Source organism: Plantactinospora sp. ZYX-F-223 (genome assembly GCF_039649625.1).
GTDB lineage: Bacteria > Actinomycetota > Actinomycetes > Mycobacteriales > Micromonosporaceae > Plantactinospora.
In genome coordinates this window covers 93,976-109,425 of sequence record NZ_JBDJAV010000033.1, presented here as the reverse complement: position 1 = coordinate 109,425, position 15,450 = coordinate 93,976, and the positions used below count along the sequence as shown (strand labels likewise).

Genomic DNA, 15,450 nt, shown 5'->3' with positions numbered 1-15,450 from the left:
GCTAGTCTGGTACGCGCATCGACAGCCGACCCGGCCGGTAGCGCCGAGGTGCGGGTCAGCTGGCGGATTAGCTGGGCTGGTTGCCGAGAGCGAGGAAGCGGTCGACCGCCACCCGGGCATCGGCGCGGATGCGACGGATGGATGGGGGCGGCTCACCCAGCAGTGTCCGGATCTGCACGTCGCGGACCACCAGGCCGTAGAGGAGTTGAAAGGCGTCCGCGGGGTCTTCGACGCGCACGAGGCCCGCGTCGGCCAGCCGGGCGAGGAAGGCTTCGACCAGCGGACCGGTGGTGTGTCGGCCGTGTCGCAGCAGCAGCGCGGCGAGTTCGGCGGACGACATGGCGGCCCGGTTCAACGCCACCGAAGCGTCGCTGGTGAGCAGTCGCAGCAGGTTCTCGGCGATGGCGATCAGCGTCGCGCGGGGCTCGGCCGGACGGTCCAGCGCGGCCGACACGGCCGTGTTGACCTGCTCAGCTTGCCGCTCGATCAATGCCGAGAGCAGCCCGTCGCGGTTGTTGAACCAGGCGTACAGGCTCTCTTTCGAGCAGCCGGCGCGCGCGGCGACGGCCTGCATCGTGGTGCCTTCGATGCCATGGGTGACGAGTTCGGCCAGGGCCGCGTCGAGTGCGCCCTGGCGACGCACCGCCTGCTCCCCCGAGCGGGGTCGGCCGCGACGTGTCTGCCCGGTCAAGATGCCTCCTGAGGTCGACCTGGCGCTAAACCGAACTTGCCGGTACGGTTTAATCCGTACTCGCTGGTTCGATTCTAGCTCGGAGGTCTGGCGTGTCGCTGTCCGTGTCCGCACCCGTCATGGCGCCTGCGCCCCGCCGTACCACTCAGCTCGCCCGCGCCTGGTCGCTGGGCGGCGCTGTGGTCGCGATGGGGCTCATCGCCGGGTTCTTCTACGCCTACGCCTGCTCGGTCATGATCGGCCTGGCCCGGGTCGATGACCACACCTTCATCAGTACGATGCAGTGGATCAACGCGACGGTGCGCAACGGCTGGTTCGCGGCCAGCTTCTTCGGGGCGCTGCCACTGACCGCCATCGCCGCGATCCTGCACCTGCGCCGGGACGGCAGGCCCGTACTGCCCTGGATCGTCGCCGCCTTTCTGCTCTACGTGGTCGCCTTCGCCATCACGATGGGCATCAGCGTGCCGCTCAACGAGGAACTCGCGGCGGCCGGCGACCCGAGCGCCATCGCCGATCCGGCCGCCGTGCGCGCCGCGTACGAAGGGAGCTGGGTCAACTGGAACATCACCCGCGCCGTCGCCGCGACTGCGGCACTCGGTTGCCTCGTCCGAGCGCTCATCGTGCACGCCCGACTGATCCCGGCCGGTCCCACCCAGCGGTAGCCGCCGAACGGCGACGTACTCGCGCTTCTGACCACTTCTCCCGCACGCGCTCGCACCGACGGCGGTCGGGCGCTCAGAACTCCATTCCGTGCCGCCGGTCGCCGAGAATACGTTCGCAGTTCTCCTGCTCGGCGCGGGCCGAGAACGGCTCGTCGTCAGGGAACGGTGACGCCGTCCGCTCCTCGTCGCGCTGCCCCGCCCGCATGGCGTCGTTCTCGTCGATCATCGGTCGCCCTCCCGCCGCTTCGGCCCGGACTTCGGTTACCGGCACCGACGATCCGCCCGGTAGCGGCGTAGCGGCAAGTGAACTTGCCGACTCGGCAAACCGGGTCGGCGCGCCGGCCGACACCACCCGGGTCGGCGCGCCGGTCTACCTCGCGGAGTACCCGGTGGCGCCGTAGCCGGGCACCGGCGGCCGGCCGGGGTGTCCGGCCGGCCGCCGATCGCGGGCGAGGAACAGCTCGACCGGCGTCAGGAACAGGTCAACCGGGCGGCGGCCCAGTCGCCGTGGTCTTCACCGTTGCCGTTGCCGCCGTCGGTGATCCGCAACTCCAGCCGCTGGCCGCCGGTGACGTCGGCGGAGATCCGTTCGGGCCCGGCCGCACCGGTCAGCACCCCGGTCGCGGCCCGCCGCTCGCCGTCGACCCAGACCTCGAAGCCGACCGAGCCCCCGTCCACCTCGTCGTCGACCCCGACATCGGCCCGGAACGCGCTGCATCCGCCGGCCAGGTCGACCACGATCCGCGACGCTGCGTGCGCCCCGATCCCCTTGTCGTACGTCGTCGCGCCGATGCGCAGCGGCCCCCCGTCACCGGCCGGCTGCTCGCCGTTGCTCATGTCCCGCTCCACCGGCCCCCACCCGTTCTCGGCCTCCAGGAACGGCAGGTCGCTCACCCAGCGGTCGCCCGGCGGCAGCGGGGCGCGTACCGTCGTGCTGGCCTCGACGGTGCTCGGGAAGCCGTTGCCGACCGCGTCCAGCGTGGCGGTCAGCTGGTAGCTGCCGTAGTCGGTCTCCGGCGGCGCGGTGACCGTGAAGGCCGCCTCCTCGGGTGTCCCGAACGCCACCTCGGCCAGCGGGACGGCCGCCGGGCTGACCGTCCAGCCGGCCGGCGCGGCCAGCCTGACCACCGCATCCCGCAGGCCGTCGGCGCACCGGGCGGTGACCGTGACCGCCACCCGCTGCGGTTCGCCGGGGCGGATCTCCGCGCCGGCCGCCACCGCGACCTCCGGCGGGCAGGGCGCGGCCGCCCGGGAGTCGGGTACCCCGCCGGCCCGGATCTCCCGCTCATTCAGCGGGCGCAGCGTCAGGGTGTACTCGTGCGACCGGTTCGCCGGCACCCGGTACTCGTCCAGCACCGAGTTCGGCGTCTCGCCCATCCCGGTCTCACCGGCGGCGGCGTGCAGCGTCACCCAGCCCCGGTTACGGACCAGCGGAAGCTGGAAGTCGTATTCGGCGCGGGCCAGCTCGTCGTAGGGGGTGACGCTGACGTCGAGGTCGGCGCCGCTGGAGGTGCCGACCAGCAGTCCCCGCCGGCCGTCGGTCAGCGACGCCCACCGGGCCCCGGTGTGGTTTCCGTACGCCTGCGGCCGGGAGTAGCGCACGTACTCCTCGTCGACCGTGCTGCGCCAGACGCCGGTGAAGGCACCCCGCTGCCGGTCGTTGTAGGTCTCCTGCGGCCCCCGGCCGTACCAGGCGAACCGCTGCATCGAGTCCGGTACCCGGACCTGCACGCCGACCCGGGGCAGGTAGGGCAGTTGCCCGACCCCCGCCCCGCGCGGCGTGACCCGGTGTCGCAGCGTGATGGTGCCGCGCCCGTCGATCCGGTAGCGCATGGTCTGGTCGATCTCGAAGGCCGCCGAGCCCCGGGCGACGCTGCGCACCTCGACCACCGCCGCACCGCCCTCCAGCGCGGACGACACGCCGGTCACCTCGGTCCGCAGCCGGTCGAGGCCGAGCGCGTGCCAGACCTCCCGGTCGGCGGTGCCCCAGCCGTACGTCTCGTTGCTGGTCGGCGGCCGGTAGACGTCGAGTTCCGGACCCGTGCGCAGCAGTTCCCGCCCGCCGGAGGTCATCGAGCGCAGGATGCCGGTGCCGGTGTCGAAGCGGTACCGCCAGCCGGGACCGGAGACCAGCACGGTCTCGCCGTCCCGAGTCAACCGGGGGGCGGCGCCGGCCGGTGCCGGCGGGAGTACGCCGGGCACCGCCCGGCCGCCGGCGGCGAACTCGTCCCAGCCGTACCGGACACCGTCGGCGCCGATCGCCTCCAGCCGCAGCCGGCGCTGCCGGTCCTGCGGGTTCGGCGGCGCGGCACCGAGGGCGAGGTCGACGGTCTGGCCCGGGCCGAGCCGCAGCGAGCGGGTGCCGGAGCGGAGCGTCCGGTCCACCTCGACCAGCGACCAGCGCAGCCGCAGGTCGAGCGCGGCCGCCGGCTGCTCGTTCTGCACCCGGACCCGGCCCGTCGCCGCGTCGTCGGTACCGAACCGGACCGGCGCGTGTGCCCAGGCCACCTCCACGGTCTCCGGCTGGAGGTAGCGGTCGGTGCCGACCATCCCGTCCGTGCCGGAGAGGCTGAGGCCGAGGCTGTCGAACTCGCCGCGCGGCTGCGCCCGGTCGAAGTCCAGGGCCAGTGCGGCCCGGTGCACCGGATCGGCGGCCAGCTCGTCGGCGGTCAGCGCCGCGCCGTAGACCCGGACGTCGTCGACCAGCCCCCGGGCCAACCGGGTACCCAGGTCGTCCTGCTGGGTGGCGGCGTTGCGGCCGATGTTCACCTCGGACAGACCGGGATCCAGAGGGCCGGAGCGGGCGAGGCTGCCGACCTCGGTGCCGTCGACGTAGAGCCGCAACGCCGCCCCGTCGTAGCCGCCGCTGACCCGGTGCCAGCCGTCGTACCAGTCTGCCGGCACCGGCGCGGCCACCGAAGCCCAGCCGGCATCGGTGGTGACCCCGAACTCCAGGGTCGTGCGGTCCCGCATCTGCAGGGCGTACGCCCGGCCCTTGGTGACCACCGGGAAGCTGCCGGCCCACTCGCCGGGCCGTACCCAGGCGTCCAGGGTCACCGCACCGGTGAGGTCGAGCCGGGGATCGCGGAACACGTTGACGAAATCGTCCAGGCTGGACAGTGCGACGGCCTTGCCGCGCCGGCCGTCGGCCAGGGACGGCTTACCGACGAAGAACGCCTGGATCCGGTTGGCCGACGAGTCCGGGGTGAGGACCAGCGGTTGCCGCAGGTTGGCCTCGGCCCAGTCCCAGACGAAGCCGCCCTGTAGCGACGGGTAACGCCGGACGAGCGCCCAGAACCGGTCGAAGTTGCCGACGCTGTTGCCCATCGCGTGGGCGTACTCGCCGAAGACCACCGGCCGGGTGGTGGTGCGGGCGATCGACTCGACGTACCCGGGAGTCGGATAGCGCGGCCCCCACACGTCGGCGTACGGCGCGTCGCCGTTCGGGTTGTTGGACTGGTGGTAGAGCAGCCGGGTGGGCTCGTTGGCGTCCGCCCACTCGGCCATCGCGAAGTGCGCGGTGCCCAGGCCCGCCTCGTTGCCGGTGTCCCAGATGATCACACTCGGGTGGTTCTTGTCGCGGTGCACCATCGCCTGGAACCGGTCCGCGAACGCCGCCTGCCACTCCGGCCGGGAGGCGAGGCAGTCGTTCGGGCAGTTCTCGTGGGAGTGGGTCTCGATGTCCACCTCGTCGGCGATCCACAGCCCGTGCCGGTTGGCCAGGTCGTAGAGGTAGGGGTCCGAGGGGTAGTGCGAGGTGCGCACGGCGTTGATGTGCAGGCTCTTCATCAGCGCGACGTCACGGCGCTGCGCCGCCCGGCTGACGTGCCGGCCGGTCTCCGGGTCGGTCTCCGCCCGGTTGGTGCCCTTGATCAGGATGCGTTCGCCGTTGACCAGCAGTTGCGCGTCGCGCACCTCGACCTCGCGGAAGCCGACCGCCTGCGCGGTGGTGTGCACCACCCGGCCGTCCGGGTCGAGCAGCTCCAGCACCAGCGCGTACAGGTGTGGCGCGTCCGCGCTCCACTTGGCCGGGTCCCGCACGGTGGTGCTGAGCGTGCCCTGCCCGGTCATCGTGCTGACCGTCCGGCCGGTGGCGTCGCGCAGGGTGCCCCGCACGGTGTACCCGTCGACGGGTCCGGCCAGCTCGACCCGGGCGGTGAGGGTGGCGTCCCGGTACCGGTCGTCCAGGTCGGTGGTGACGTACGCGTCGCGCAGGTGGGTCCGCGGGGTGGCGTACAGCCAGACGTCGCGGAAGATGCCGCTGTAGCGCCACTGGTCGACGTCCTCCAGGTATGCCCCCGAACCCCACCGGTGCACCTGCACCGCGACCCGGTTGGTGCCCGGGCGCAGCGCGTCGGTCACGTCGAACTCGGCCGGGGTGTAGCCGCCCTGGTCGTATCCGACGTAGCGGCCGTTGACCCAGACGAAGTAGCCGCTGGTGACGCCCTCGAAGCGCAGGAACGTCCGCCGGCCGGACCAGGACGGGGAGACCTCGAACGCGCGCACGTAGGCGCCGGTGGGGTTGACGTCCCGGGGCACCCGGGGCGGGTCGTCGGGCCAGATCTCCTCCGGGATGTTGCGGAACATCGGGTGGTCGACGAAGTCGGACTGCCAGGTGTGCGGCACCGTGGCGATCGGCCAGCCGGAGACGTCGTAGCCCTCGGCGTGGAAGCCGGCCGGCACCTCGTCGGGGCGGTCGGCGATCGCCAGTCGCCAGTCGCCGTTCAGCGGCAGTATCCAGGGCGACCGGGCACTGTGCTCGGTGACGTCGGCGGCGGCGGTGCGGGCGTCCGGGTACGGGCGCAGCATCGCGTGCGGCGGCTGCTGCCCCTCACCGGTCATCCCGGGATCCTCCAGGTAGCGGTAGACGTCCTCGACGGTGACCGGACCGCCGGCAGCGGTGGCGCTGCCCCGGCGCTCGGCGGCGTGCGCGGCGGCCGGCGGCAGCACACCGGGCACCAGCAGGGCGAAGAGGGTGAACCCGGCGAGGATCCCTCGTGCTGGCATCAACACCCTCCCACCCGGATCTCGACAGATCCGCACAGAGATCGAAAATTATCAACTCTTCCTAACATCAAGAAGCGACGATATTCAAGAGAATCGGGGTCCCGACCGGACCGGACCGCAGGGCCGGAACGCGGCCGGGTCCGGGAACTACCGGCGGACGGCACCAGCACGCCCCGGCTGCTGGTGCCGGAGGCGGAGTCCCCGGCCGCTCTCGGCTGAGCGCGATCGGCGCCCCACCGGCCCGGCCGGGTCCGTCGGCCAGCGCCTCGGCTACGGGCCTCCCCGCGCTTCGCGGTGGAGAGGCCCGTAGCCAGCCGAGGTTGTCCAGTCAGGATCGGAGTTCCGTCAGGGCCGCCGCGAGGATCCCGGACAGCGATCTCCGCGCGATGTCGTCGCGAAGCGTTTGATAGTGCGGGTAGTAGTCCAGCATCCGACCGGGGTTGGCCGGATCGGGGTACCCGGCGAACGCCCCCCAGCGCCACAGCGCGTACTCATGCCGGGCCGCCATGGGTCCACCAGCGTGTTCCACACATTCGAAGTAACCGGGGATGAACAGCTCGGGGTAGATCTGCCACACCTCCTCCTCGTTCGGAATCGGAAGGTAGAACCGGTCGAAGTATGCGTTGCAGAACACCTGGAACGTGGTCTGGATCTTGGTGAAGGCGGCGATCAGGTACTGCTCCAGCTGTGCGGTCTGAAGGTTGGCCTGCGCCCGCGCCGCCAACGCGACCGGCCCCAGCGAGGTGAGCAGGACGCCGAGGTCGCGCATCGCCCCGAAGTTGAAGTTCTGCCCGACGACGTCGTAACGGACGTTGATCGCCGTGACGCAGGCGGTGGCGTCCTGGGCGAATCGCTGCTTGAGGCTCATCGAGAAGTCCTGGCTCTCGACGAACTCCAGCATGGCGTGCTCGGTGCAGCCCCGGACCTCGGCGACGGTCAGCGCGTCCATGTGGTTCTTGATCGCCTGCTCGGAGCGGCGGACCTCGCTGATCATCATGGTGACCGCCTGCTCCAGGGTCAGCCCACCGCTCCTCGAGTCGCTGTAGAGCGAGTACGCGGCGTAGGCGTACTGCGCCACCTGGATGATCGTGGCGGGGTCGATCGCCTGCGCCGGTCGCGGGGCGGCCGGCACCGCCACCCCGGTGGCCACCACCGCGGCGACCGTGCCTCGTACCGCCAACTTCCTCAGCCTGGCCCTCATCGTCAGATCCCTCCGTTGTCGATGTGGCGCTGGTTCCGGGAGCAACGTGCCATGCACCACTGGACAACGACTGGACGCGACGCCGTAGGAGCCCGGGACCGGGCCGCAGCGACCGCGCCAGCCCAGTCGGCAGCGCATGACGGGGCAGGGTCGCCACCTCGGCCGACCGGACCAATGCGGCGAGGTGCACCTGGACGGTTGCCGACACCGTTACCGACGACAACCGGACATGCCACTGCGGAAGTGACGTACCCGCGGAATAGACTCGGAAAAATCCTTGCGGGGGGAGGCAAGGGATGCGTTTCGGGATTCTCGGACCACTTGAGATCCACTCGGCTCGTGGTCCCGTGCGGATCGGTTCCAACCGGCAGCGGGCGCTGCTCGCCGCCCTGCTGGTCCAGCCGGCCCGGCCTGTCGCGGTCGACGAACTGGTGGCGGCCATCTGGGGTCCGGCCGCGCCGGAGAATCCCCGCGCCGCCGTGCACACCTGCGTGACCCGGCTGCGCCGCAGTCTCGACGAGGCCGGTGCCGAACCGGTCCGGATCGAGCGCCAGGTCGGCGGCTACCGGCTGGCGATCGACCCGCAGGACGTCGACGTCGGCCGGTTCGAGGTGGCGCTGCGGCGGGCCGAGGCGGCCAGGAAGGCGGCGGACCCGGCGACCGAGGCGACCTTCCTCCGGGCGGCCCTCGACCTCTGGCGGGGCGAGCCCCTGGTCGACGTCGGCTCGGACTACCTGGACCGCGAGGTCGTACCCCGGCTGGTCGAACTCCGGCTGGCCGCGCTGGAACGCCGCATCGACCTCGACCTGCGGGCACCGGGCGACCACTCGGCCCTGGTCGGCGAGTTGCACGGCCTGACCGGCCGGCATCCGTTGCGGGAGCGCTTCTGGGTGCAGCTCATGATCGGTCTGACCCGGTGCGGCCGGCGCGGCGAGGCGTTCGCCGTCTACCGCGACCTGCGGCGGCGCCTGCGGGAGGAGTTGGGTGTCGACCCCGGCGAGGAGGTGCAGCGGGTCCACCTCGCCCTGCTCCGGGGTGACCCGCCGCCGACCGGCGACAGCGACGACCCGACCCGGGCCGTCCCCGAGACGGCACCGTGGACGGCCTCCTGCCAACTGCCGCTGGACGTCGGCGACTTCGTCGGCCGGGGCAGGGAACTCAAGCAACTCCTCGACGAGCTACGGCAACCAGCGGGCGGCGGGCCGGCCGTGGTGGTCGTCAGCGGGCCGCCGGGGGTGGGCAAGTCCGCCCTCGGCATCCGGGTCGCCCACCAGGTCCGGGCCGACTTCCCGGACGGCCAGTGGTATGTCCGGCTGCGCGGCGCCGGACCGGGCCGGCGGGATCCGGCACACGTACTTGCCGAGCTGCTGCGTACCGCCGGGGTGAATCCGGTCGGTCTGCCGGACGGCACGGACGAACGCGCCGCCCTGCTGCGGTCCCGGCTCGCGGACCGTCGGGTGCTGCTGCTCCTCGACGACGCCGCCGACGCCGCGCAGGTGGCGCCGCTGCTGCCCGGTCGGCCGGGCTGCGCCGTCCTGATCACCAGCCGATCGGACCTCGGCGGGGTGACGGCGCTGTACGGCGCCCGCCGGCTGGTGCTCGGCCTGCTCGTCCCCGACGAGGCGCACGAGCTGCTCCGCCGGATCGTCGGGCCGGACCAGCTCGGTGCCGAAGAGGCGGCGGAACTGGCCGATCTCTGCGGCAGGCTGCCGCTGGCGCTGCGGATCGTCGCCGCGAACCTGGCCGGTCGGCCCTCGCTCGACCCGTCCCGGTACGCCAGCCAACTCGCCGCCGGGGACCGGCTGGCGAAGCTCACCGCCGACGGGGACGAGAATCTGACGGTCCGCTCGGCGTTCGACCTGTCCTACGCCGGCTCCGACGAGGCGCAGCGACGGGCGTTCCGGCTGCTCGGGCTGGTGCCCGGGCCGGACGTGTCGGTGCCGGGCGCGGCGGCGCTGTTCGGTCTCGACGAGGAGCGCGCCGGCCGGCTGCTGGACCAGCTCGCCGCGGCGAACCTGGTGGAGCGACACACCATGGAACGGTTCCGCCTGCACGACCTGCTCCGGCTCTACGCCGCCGACCGGGCCGCCGCCGACGAGTCGGCGGACGAGCGGGCGGCCGCGCTGCGCCGCCTCTTCGACTGGTACCTCTACGGCGCCAACGACGCGACGATCCGGTGCTACCCGATGATGTACCCGGCACGCCTCCCGGAATCACCGTCCGGGCTGCGCACACCCGAGCACGAATCCGCCCGGGCCGCTCTGGACTGGCTCGACGCGGAGCGGGCCGGCATCTGCGCCGCCGTGCAGTACGCCGCGCGGCAGGGCCCGACCCGGTACGCCTGGCTGCTCACCTATGCGATCCGGCCGGACATGCTGCTGCGCTACCACATGGCCGAGCTGGACGCGATGAGCGAGGCCGCGCTGGACGCCGCCCGGCGTACGGCCGACCAGCGGGCCGAGGCGATGATGCTGCTGACCCGAGGGACGCTCGGAGTGGCCACCAACCGATTCCAGGAGGCGCTCGGCCACCTCGCCGAGGCACAGCCGCTGGCCGAGGCGCACCAGCAGGCCGAGCTGGCCGCGAGCATCGCCAACATCTGGGGGCTGGTCCATCTCAACCTCGGCGAGCTGACGCAGGCCGCCGCGCAGTTCGACCGCTCGCTGCGCTGGGTCGACGTGATCGGCGAGTCGGCCCGGGCCCGGACCATCTCCACTCTGATCAACCTGGGCGTCGCCCGCCTCGAACTCGGCGAGCTGGACCGGGCCCGGACCTACTTCGCGCGTGCCCTGGAGCTGGCCGAGACGCACGGCTCGCCGTTCAGCGCGGCGACCGCCCTGGTCAACCTCGCCGCGGTCGAACTGGAACTGGGCAACCTGGACCGTGCCCTGGTCCTCTTCGAGGACTCGCTCGGCAGATACCAGGAGTGCGGGGCGCGCCCCGAGGAGGCGATCGCGCGGCAGGGGCTGGCAACGGTGCACCGGGACGCCGGACGCTACGACCGGGCCGAGAAGCAGGCCCGGCTCGCGGTCGAGCTGACCGAGCAGATCGGGCACCGGCGGTACGCCGCCGACTCGCTCGCCACGCTCGCCTCGATCTACCTGCTGACCGACCGACCGGACCTGGCGGTGGCGCACTACGCGCGCAGCCACGACCTCGCGGTCGAGTTGGGCTATCCCCGGGTCGAGATCGAGTCGCTGGCCGGTCTCGCCCTGCTGGAGGCCCTCGGCACCGACGGGGCCGCTCCGCCGCCGGGTCCGACGGTCCGGGAGCCGTTGCCGTCCCCGCCGGACGTGCCGATCACGGTGGTCGGTCCACCGGCAACCGGAGGCCCCGGCACGCCGGCCGGTCCCTCCGGCACCGTGCTTTCCGAGGCTCGGCCGGACGCGGTGGACCGGGCGAGGGCGGCCGGGCTGCGGCTGATGGAGGCGAAGGCCCTGGTGCTGCGCGCCCGGGTGCGGCTACGAGAGGGTCGCCTCGACGACGCGTCGGACGACGCGGAGCTGGCGCTGACGCTGCACCGCGAGTCGGGATGCCGACTCGGCCAGGCCCAGGCGCTGGTCCTGCTCGGCGAGGTCGCCGCGCTCCGGGAACGCCCGGAGGCGACGGGACGGTGGCGGGAGGCGGCGGAACTGTTCACCGCGATCGGTTCGCCGTTCGCGGCGGAGACCCGGGCACGGCTCGGTAAGCCGCTACCAAACCCCGCCTGATCCGGACGCGGCCTTGGGCACGCCGCGCCGGTCGGCGACCCCGCGCATGCGCGGCGCGGTCGTGACCGTCGGTAAGCGGCAGGTCCGGCGAACCGGCGAGCAGGTCGGCTCGACGGCGAGGGTGAGGGCGAGGTCCCGGCTGGGCCTGGCGGGCACCAGGCCCCGGTGTCGCCGGCCGGGGCCGTTCCGCCGGGCGGTCGAGGCCGGTCCGCCGGTCATGGGCGCACATAGCCGAGGGCGGCACGCACCAGTTCGACCAGGGGGCGCTCCGGATGGTCGGTCCAGTACTGGGTCGCCGCGCGCAGTGCGTGCAGAAACGTCCCGGCGAGTACCCGGGCGCGGAGCGGGGTTTCTGGTGCCTCGGGCAGGCGACGGGCGATCTCGGCGGTGAACTCCTGCTCGACGGTGCCGTACGCGGTGATCTGGTGGGCGGCGAGGCTGGGATGGTTGCGGATCAACCGCCGCTGGGCCAACCACAGCGGGTCGAGGCCGTCGCTCTCCCGGGCCAGTTGCTCGGCGGCGCGGGTGAGCGCGGTCCAGGGCTGCTCGTCGAGCGGCTGGGCGTGCACCAGCTCCAGCAGGCGCCGGATTCGCACCAGATCGGCGTGGAAGAGGGCTTCTTCCTTGTTTGCGAAGTAATTCGAGAACGTTCGGCGGGACACGTCGGCGGCGTCCGCGATCGCCTCCACGGTCACCCGGTCCGGCCCCTGCTCGGCGGCGAGCCGGAGCGCCGCCCGATGCAGTGCCTCACGCGTCGCGGCCTTCTTGCGCTCCCGCCGCCCCACCGTCTCATCCATCGGGAACAGCCTACGTGGCGGTGACTCACTTCTCAAAGCGAAAACTTGCACACTGGGCATCAACGCGGAATCCTTGTGTGTGACAACCAACCGACCGAGGAGGCGAGGTGGACACCACCGCTCGGCACACCGCGCTCGGTGACCGGCTCCGCGACCTGATGTCGGCCATGCGGCTGATCCGGCACCGGCGCGCGATCGAACGGCCGGCGGTGCCGTCCGGCCTGGTCGGCATGCTGTTGCAGATCGACGAACTGGCCGACCAGGCGGCCGGCTGCCACGCCAAGGAACTCGCCGACCGGTCCGGACTCGACCCGTCGACGGTCAGCCGAGCGGTCGCCGCGCTGGTGGCGCAGGGCCTGGTGACCCGGCGCGCCGACCCGGCCGACCGGCGGGCGAGCTTCCTCGTGCTCACCGACGAGGGAAGTACGGCACTGGCCGACGCCCGCGACTGGTACGGCGACCTGCTCCGCGCCGCGCTCGCCGGCTGGAGCCCGGCGGAGATCGACGCGCTGACCAGCGCGCTCGACCGGTTCGTCACCGACATCCAGGGCAGCCTCGACCAGGCCCCGGGACAGATCAACCCTCAAGAAAAGCTGGAGGCCGCGCGATGAGCGCACCGACAACCCTCGCACCCGCGCCGCAAGCGGAGCCGATGACCCATCGGCGCACCCTGGAGGCGCTCAGCGGCCTGCTGTTGGTGCTCTTCGTCGCGATGCTCAGCAGCACCGTCGTCTCGACCGCGCTGCCCCAGATCATCGGAGCGCTGAACGGATCGCAGACCCAGTACACCTGGGTGGTCACCGCCACCCTGCTCACCGCGACCGCGACCACCCCGATCTGGGGCAAGCTGGCCGACCTGTTCAGCAAGAAGGCCCTGGTCCAGACCGCCATCGTGATCTTCGTACTCGGCTCCGTGGTGGCCGGGCTGAGCCAGAACGCCGGCCAGCTCATCGCCGCCCGCGCCTTCCAGGGGATCGGGGTCGGCGGGTTGCAGGCCCTGGTCCAGGTGGTGATCGCCGCGATGATCCCGCCCCGGGAGCGCGGCCGCTACAACGGCTACCTCGGCGGCGTGATGGCGCTCGCCACCGTCGGCGGACCGCTGCTCGGCGGGCTCATCGTGGACACGTCCTGGCTCGGCTGGCGCTGGTGCTTCTTCGTCGGGGTACCTATCGCGATCATCGCCCTGCTCGTCCTCCAGGCCACCCTGCACCTGGTCACGGTCCGCCGGGAGAACGTGAAGATCGACTATCTCGGCGCCGCCCTGATCGCCGCCGGGGTCAGCGTGCTGCTCATCTGGATCTCGTTCGTCGACGGCTCGTTCGACTGGCTCTCCTGGCAGACCGGTGCCATGGTCGGCGCCGCGCTGGTGCTGCTCGGGCTCGCCGTCGTAGTCGAGGCCCGCGCCGCCGAGCCGGTCGTGCCGCTCGACATCGTCCGGCAGGGCACCACGGCACTGTCGATCGTCGCCAGCCTGGCGGTCGGGATGGCGATGTTCGGCGGCGCCGTCTTCCTCGGCCAGTACTTCCAGATCGGCCGTGGCTACAGCCCGACCGAGGCCGGCCTGCTCACCATCCCGATGATGGTCGGGGTGCTCGCGTCATCGATCGTCGCGGGGCGGCTGATCACCCGCAGTGGGCGGATCAAGCCGTACATCGTGGTCGGGGCGATCGTCCTGGTCGCCGGTTTCCTGATGCTCGGCACCATCGACCACCAGACCTCCCTGGTCTTCATCAGCGGGGCGATGCTGCTCGTCGGGATCGGGGTGGGGATGACCATGCAGAACCTGGTCCTCGCCGTGCAGAACGCCGTACCGCTGAAGGACGTCGGCGCGGCGAGTTCCTCGGTCGCGTTCTTCCGCTCGCTCGGCGGCACCATCGGGGTCTCGGTACTGGGTGCGGTGCTCGCCCGTCGGGTCACCGAGCAGATCACCCAGGACCTGACCGCGGCCGGGATCCCGGCCTCCGGAGCGGGCAGCGCCGGCGGCAGTCTCAATCTGTCCGGCCTGCCGGACGCCGTCGCGCACATCGTCCGCAACGCCTACGGCGACGCCACCGGGCACATCTTCCTGATCTCCGCGGCGATCGCGGTGGTCGGGGTGATCGCCGCCGCCCTGCTCAAGCCGGTCACCCTGCGGGCCAGCCTCGACCTGCCGGACCCGGCCACCAACGCGGCCACCGTCGCGGGTGCCATCGACGGCACCCCGATCGACGGTGCCCCGCCGGCCACCGACCCGGCCCGGGACGGGGCGGCGAGCCCGCGCTGACCCGCACACCGGTGCCCGCCGGCCGTGACCCGGCCGGCGGGCACCGCACCGATCCGGACGGCCAGCCCCACCCGGGCTGGTCGTCCGGCGTCGACCCCAGGCTCCAGCCCGGAAGCCCGCCGGGCGCCCCGCGCAGGCCGCGCAGCGCATCGTCAGCTCGACGGCTCCACCAGGGTGTTCCAGAACATCAGCTCGTAGTCGCGCAACAGCCGGCCGTACCGCCGGGCGTGCGGGAGCGGACGTCCCGCGTCCAGCCCGGCCTGCGCCGCGTCGACCGCCTGCCGCTCCAGATCCGGCGAGGGCGAGGCGAAGAAGTCCAGGAAGGCGCAGGCGGCGTCGTCCCACCCGTACCGGTCACGCAGTGCCCGGGCCAGCCCGGCACAGTAACCGCCCCAGTCGGCGAAGTTGACCGCCAGCGCGAGCGCGACCTCGGCCGGATCCGCGTTCACCGCCAGCCAGGCCACACATCCGGCGTACGCCTGGCAGCCCGCCCGGGGCTGGTAGCCGGCCAATTCCGCCTCTCCCATCCCGGCGCCGGCCGCCAACGCCGGCAGCAGGGGCAGCACCAGCCCCTCGCCCTGGGCGAGCGTGCTGAAGAAGTCGACGGCGGCCGGCTCGGCCGCCCGGGCGGCCAGCAGCAGGAAGGCGCGCCGGTCGGCGGGGACGATGTACCACTCCTCGGCGGCGAGCGCGGCCACCGCCGACAGTGGTGCCCGGCCCCGCACCACCGCCGAGACGAACCGGTTCTCCGCCGGTGCCGCCGCGAACTCCGTACGCATGGACTCCAGCAGTTCCGCCGCCGTGCTCGCCATTCCGGTGCTCCCCGATCTCCTCGTCGCCGTCGCCACCGACCGCCTCGGTACGGGCCCGCTGGTCACGCCTCCGTCCGCGCCACCAACTCGCCCGGCGCACCGTCCGGCACCTGCCCAGCATCGCCCAGCACTCGGCAAGGTCACCAGCGCCGGCCCGCCCGCACGCACACGTCGCCGCCCATGGCGCCGCCACGGTCACGCTGACGGTGAACGGCGGTGCCGCCCAGGTCGTCGACTATCCGAACACCGGCTGGGAGAACTGGCGGCAGGTGGCGGTCAGCGTCACCCTCGCCACCGGGGTCAACAC

The 15,450-nt window shown here is 72.7% G+C and carries 10 protein-coding genes; 4 read left to right on the top strand and 6 right to left on the bottom strand.

Going from position 1 to position 15,450, the window contains the following annotated elements; translation table 11 throughout:
* Positions 1–67 precede the first annotated feature (67 nt).
* On the bottom strand, positions 68–691 hold the full coding sequence (locus tag AAH979_RS29465; protein WP_346261391.1) for a TetR/AcrR family transcriptional regulator: 624 nt from the start codon (positions 689–691) through the stop codon (positions 68–70).
* A gap of 92 nt (positions 692–783) precedes the next feature.
* On the opposite strand from AAH979_RS29465, the gene AAH979_RS29460 reads away from it, so the two are divergent.
* Positions 784–1,353 (top strand): anthrone oxygenase family protein, encoded by a 570-nt coding sequence (locus AAH979_RS29460; RefSeq protein ID WP_346261390.1) that lies wholly within the window; start codon positions 784–786, stop codon positions 1,351–1,353.
* A 73-nt stretch (positions 1,354–1,426) separates the two neighbouring features.
* Here the strand turns inward: AAH979_RS29460 and AAH979_RS29455 are convergent, their stop codons facing one another.
* From AAH979_RS29455 to AAH979_RS29445, 3 genes are all read right to left on the bottom strand, one after another.
* Complete coding sequence (locus tag AAH979_RS29455; protein ID WP_346261389.1) at positions 1,427–1,579, bottom strand: hypothetical protein; 153 nt, start codon at positions 1,577–1,579, stop codon at positions 1,427–1,429.
* A 245-nt stretch (positions 1,580–1,824) separates the two neighbouring features.
* Complete coding sequence (locus tag AAH979_RS29450; protein ID WP_346261388.1) at positions 1,825–6,360, bottom strand: glycoside hydrolase family 2 TIM barrel-domain containing protein; 4,536 nt, start codon at positions 6,358–6,360, stop codon at positions 1,825–1,827.
* 328 nt (positions 6,361–6,688) lie between these two features.
* Positions 6,689–7,561 (bottom strand): hypothetical protein, encoded by an 873-nt coding sequence (locus tag AAH979_RS29445; protein WP_346261387.1) that lies wholly within the window; start codon positions 7,559–7,561, stop codon positions 6,689–6,691.
* A gap of 347 nt (positions 7,562–7,908) precedes the next feature.
* Here AAH979_RS29445 and AAH979_RS29440 point away from each other — a divergent pair, with 347 nt between their 5' ends.
* The gene (locus tag AAH979_RS29440; protein WP_346261386.1) at positions 7,909–11,271 is read left to right on the top strand and encodes a BTAD domain-containing putative transcriptional regulator; all 3,363 of its coding nucleotides are present in this window, start codon (positions 7,909–7,911) and stop codon (positions 11,269–11,271) included.
* A gap of 215 nt (positions 11,272–11,486) precedes the next feature.
* Here the strand turns inward: AAH979_RS29440 and AAH979_RS29435 are convergent, their stop codons facing one another.
* Positions 11,487–12,068 carry a TetR family transcriptional regulator gene (locus AAH979_RS29435; protein WP_346261385.1) on the bottom strand — a complete coding sequence of 194 codons (582 nt, stop codon included), beginning with the start codon at positions 12,066–12,068 and terminating at the stop codon, positions 11,487–11,489.
* A 107-nt stretch (positions 12,069–12,175) separates the two neighbouring features.
* Between AAH979_RS29435 and AAH979_RS29430 the strand changes: the two genes are divergently transcribed.
* Both AAH979_RS29430 and AAH979_RS29425 read left to right on the top strand, forming a co-directional pair.
* Positions 12,176–12,679: a MarR family transcriptional regulator gene (locus AAH979_RS29430; RefSeq protein WP_346261384.1), complete on the top strand. Its 504-nt coding sequence runs from the start codon at positions 12,176–12,178 to the stop codon at positions 12,677–12,679.
* Positions 12,676–14,331, top strand: coding sequence for an MDR family MFS transporter (locus tag AAH979_RS29425; RefSeq protein ID WP_346261383.1), 1,656 nt, complete (start codon positions 12,676–12,678; stop codon positions 14,329–14,331). The genes AAH979_RS29430 and AAH979_RS29425 overlap by 4 nt, the downstream gene beginning before the upstream one ends.
* A 152-nt stretch (positions 14,332–14,483) precedes the next feature.
* On the opposite strand, the gene AAH979_RS29420 is transcribed toward AAH979_RS29425, so the two are convergent.
* A complete protein-coding gene (locus AAH979_RS29420; protein WP_346261382.1) occupies positions 14,484–15,143 on the bottom strand; it encodes a hypothetical protein in 660 nt (219 codons plus the stop codon).
* Between the last annotated feature and the right edge of the window lie 307 nt (positions 15,144–15,450).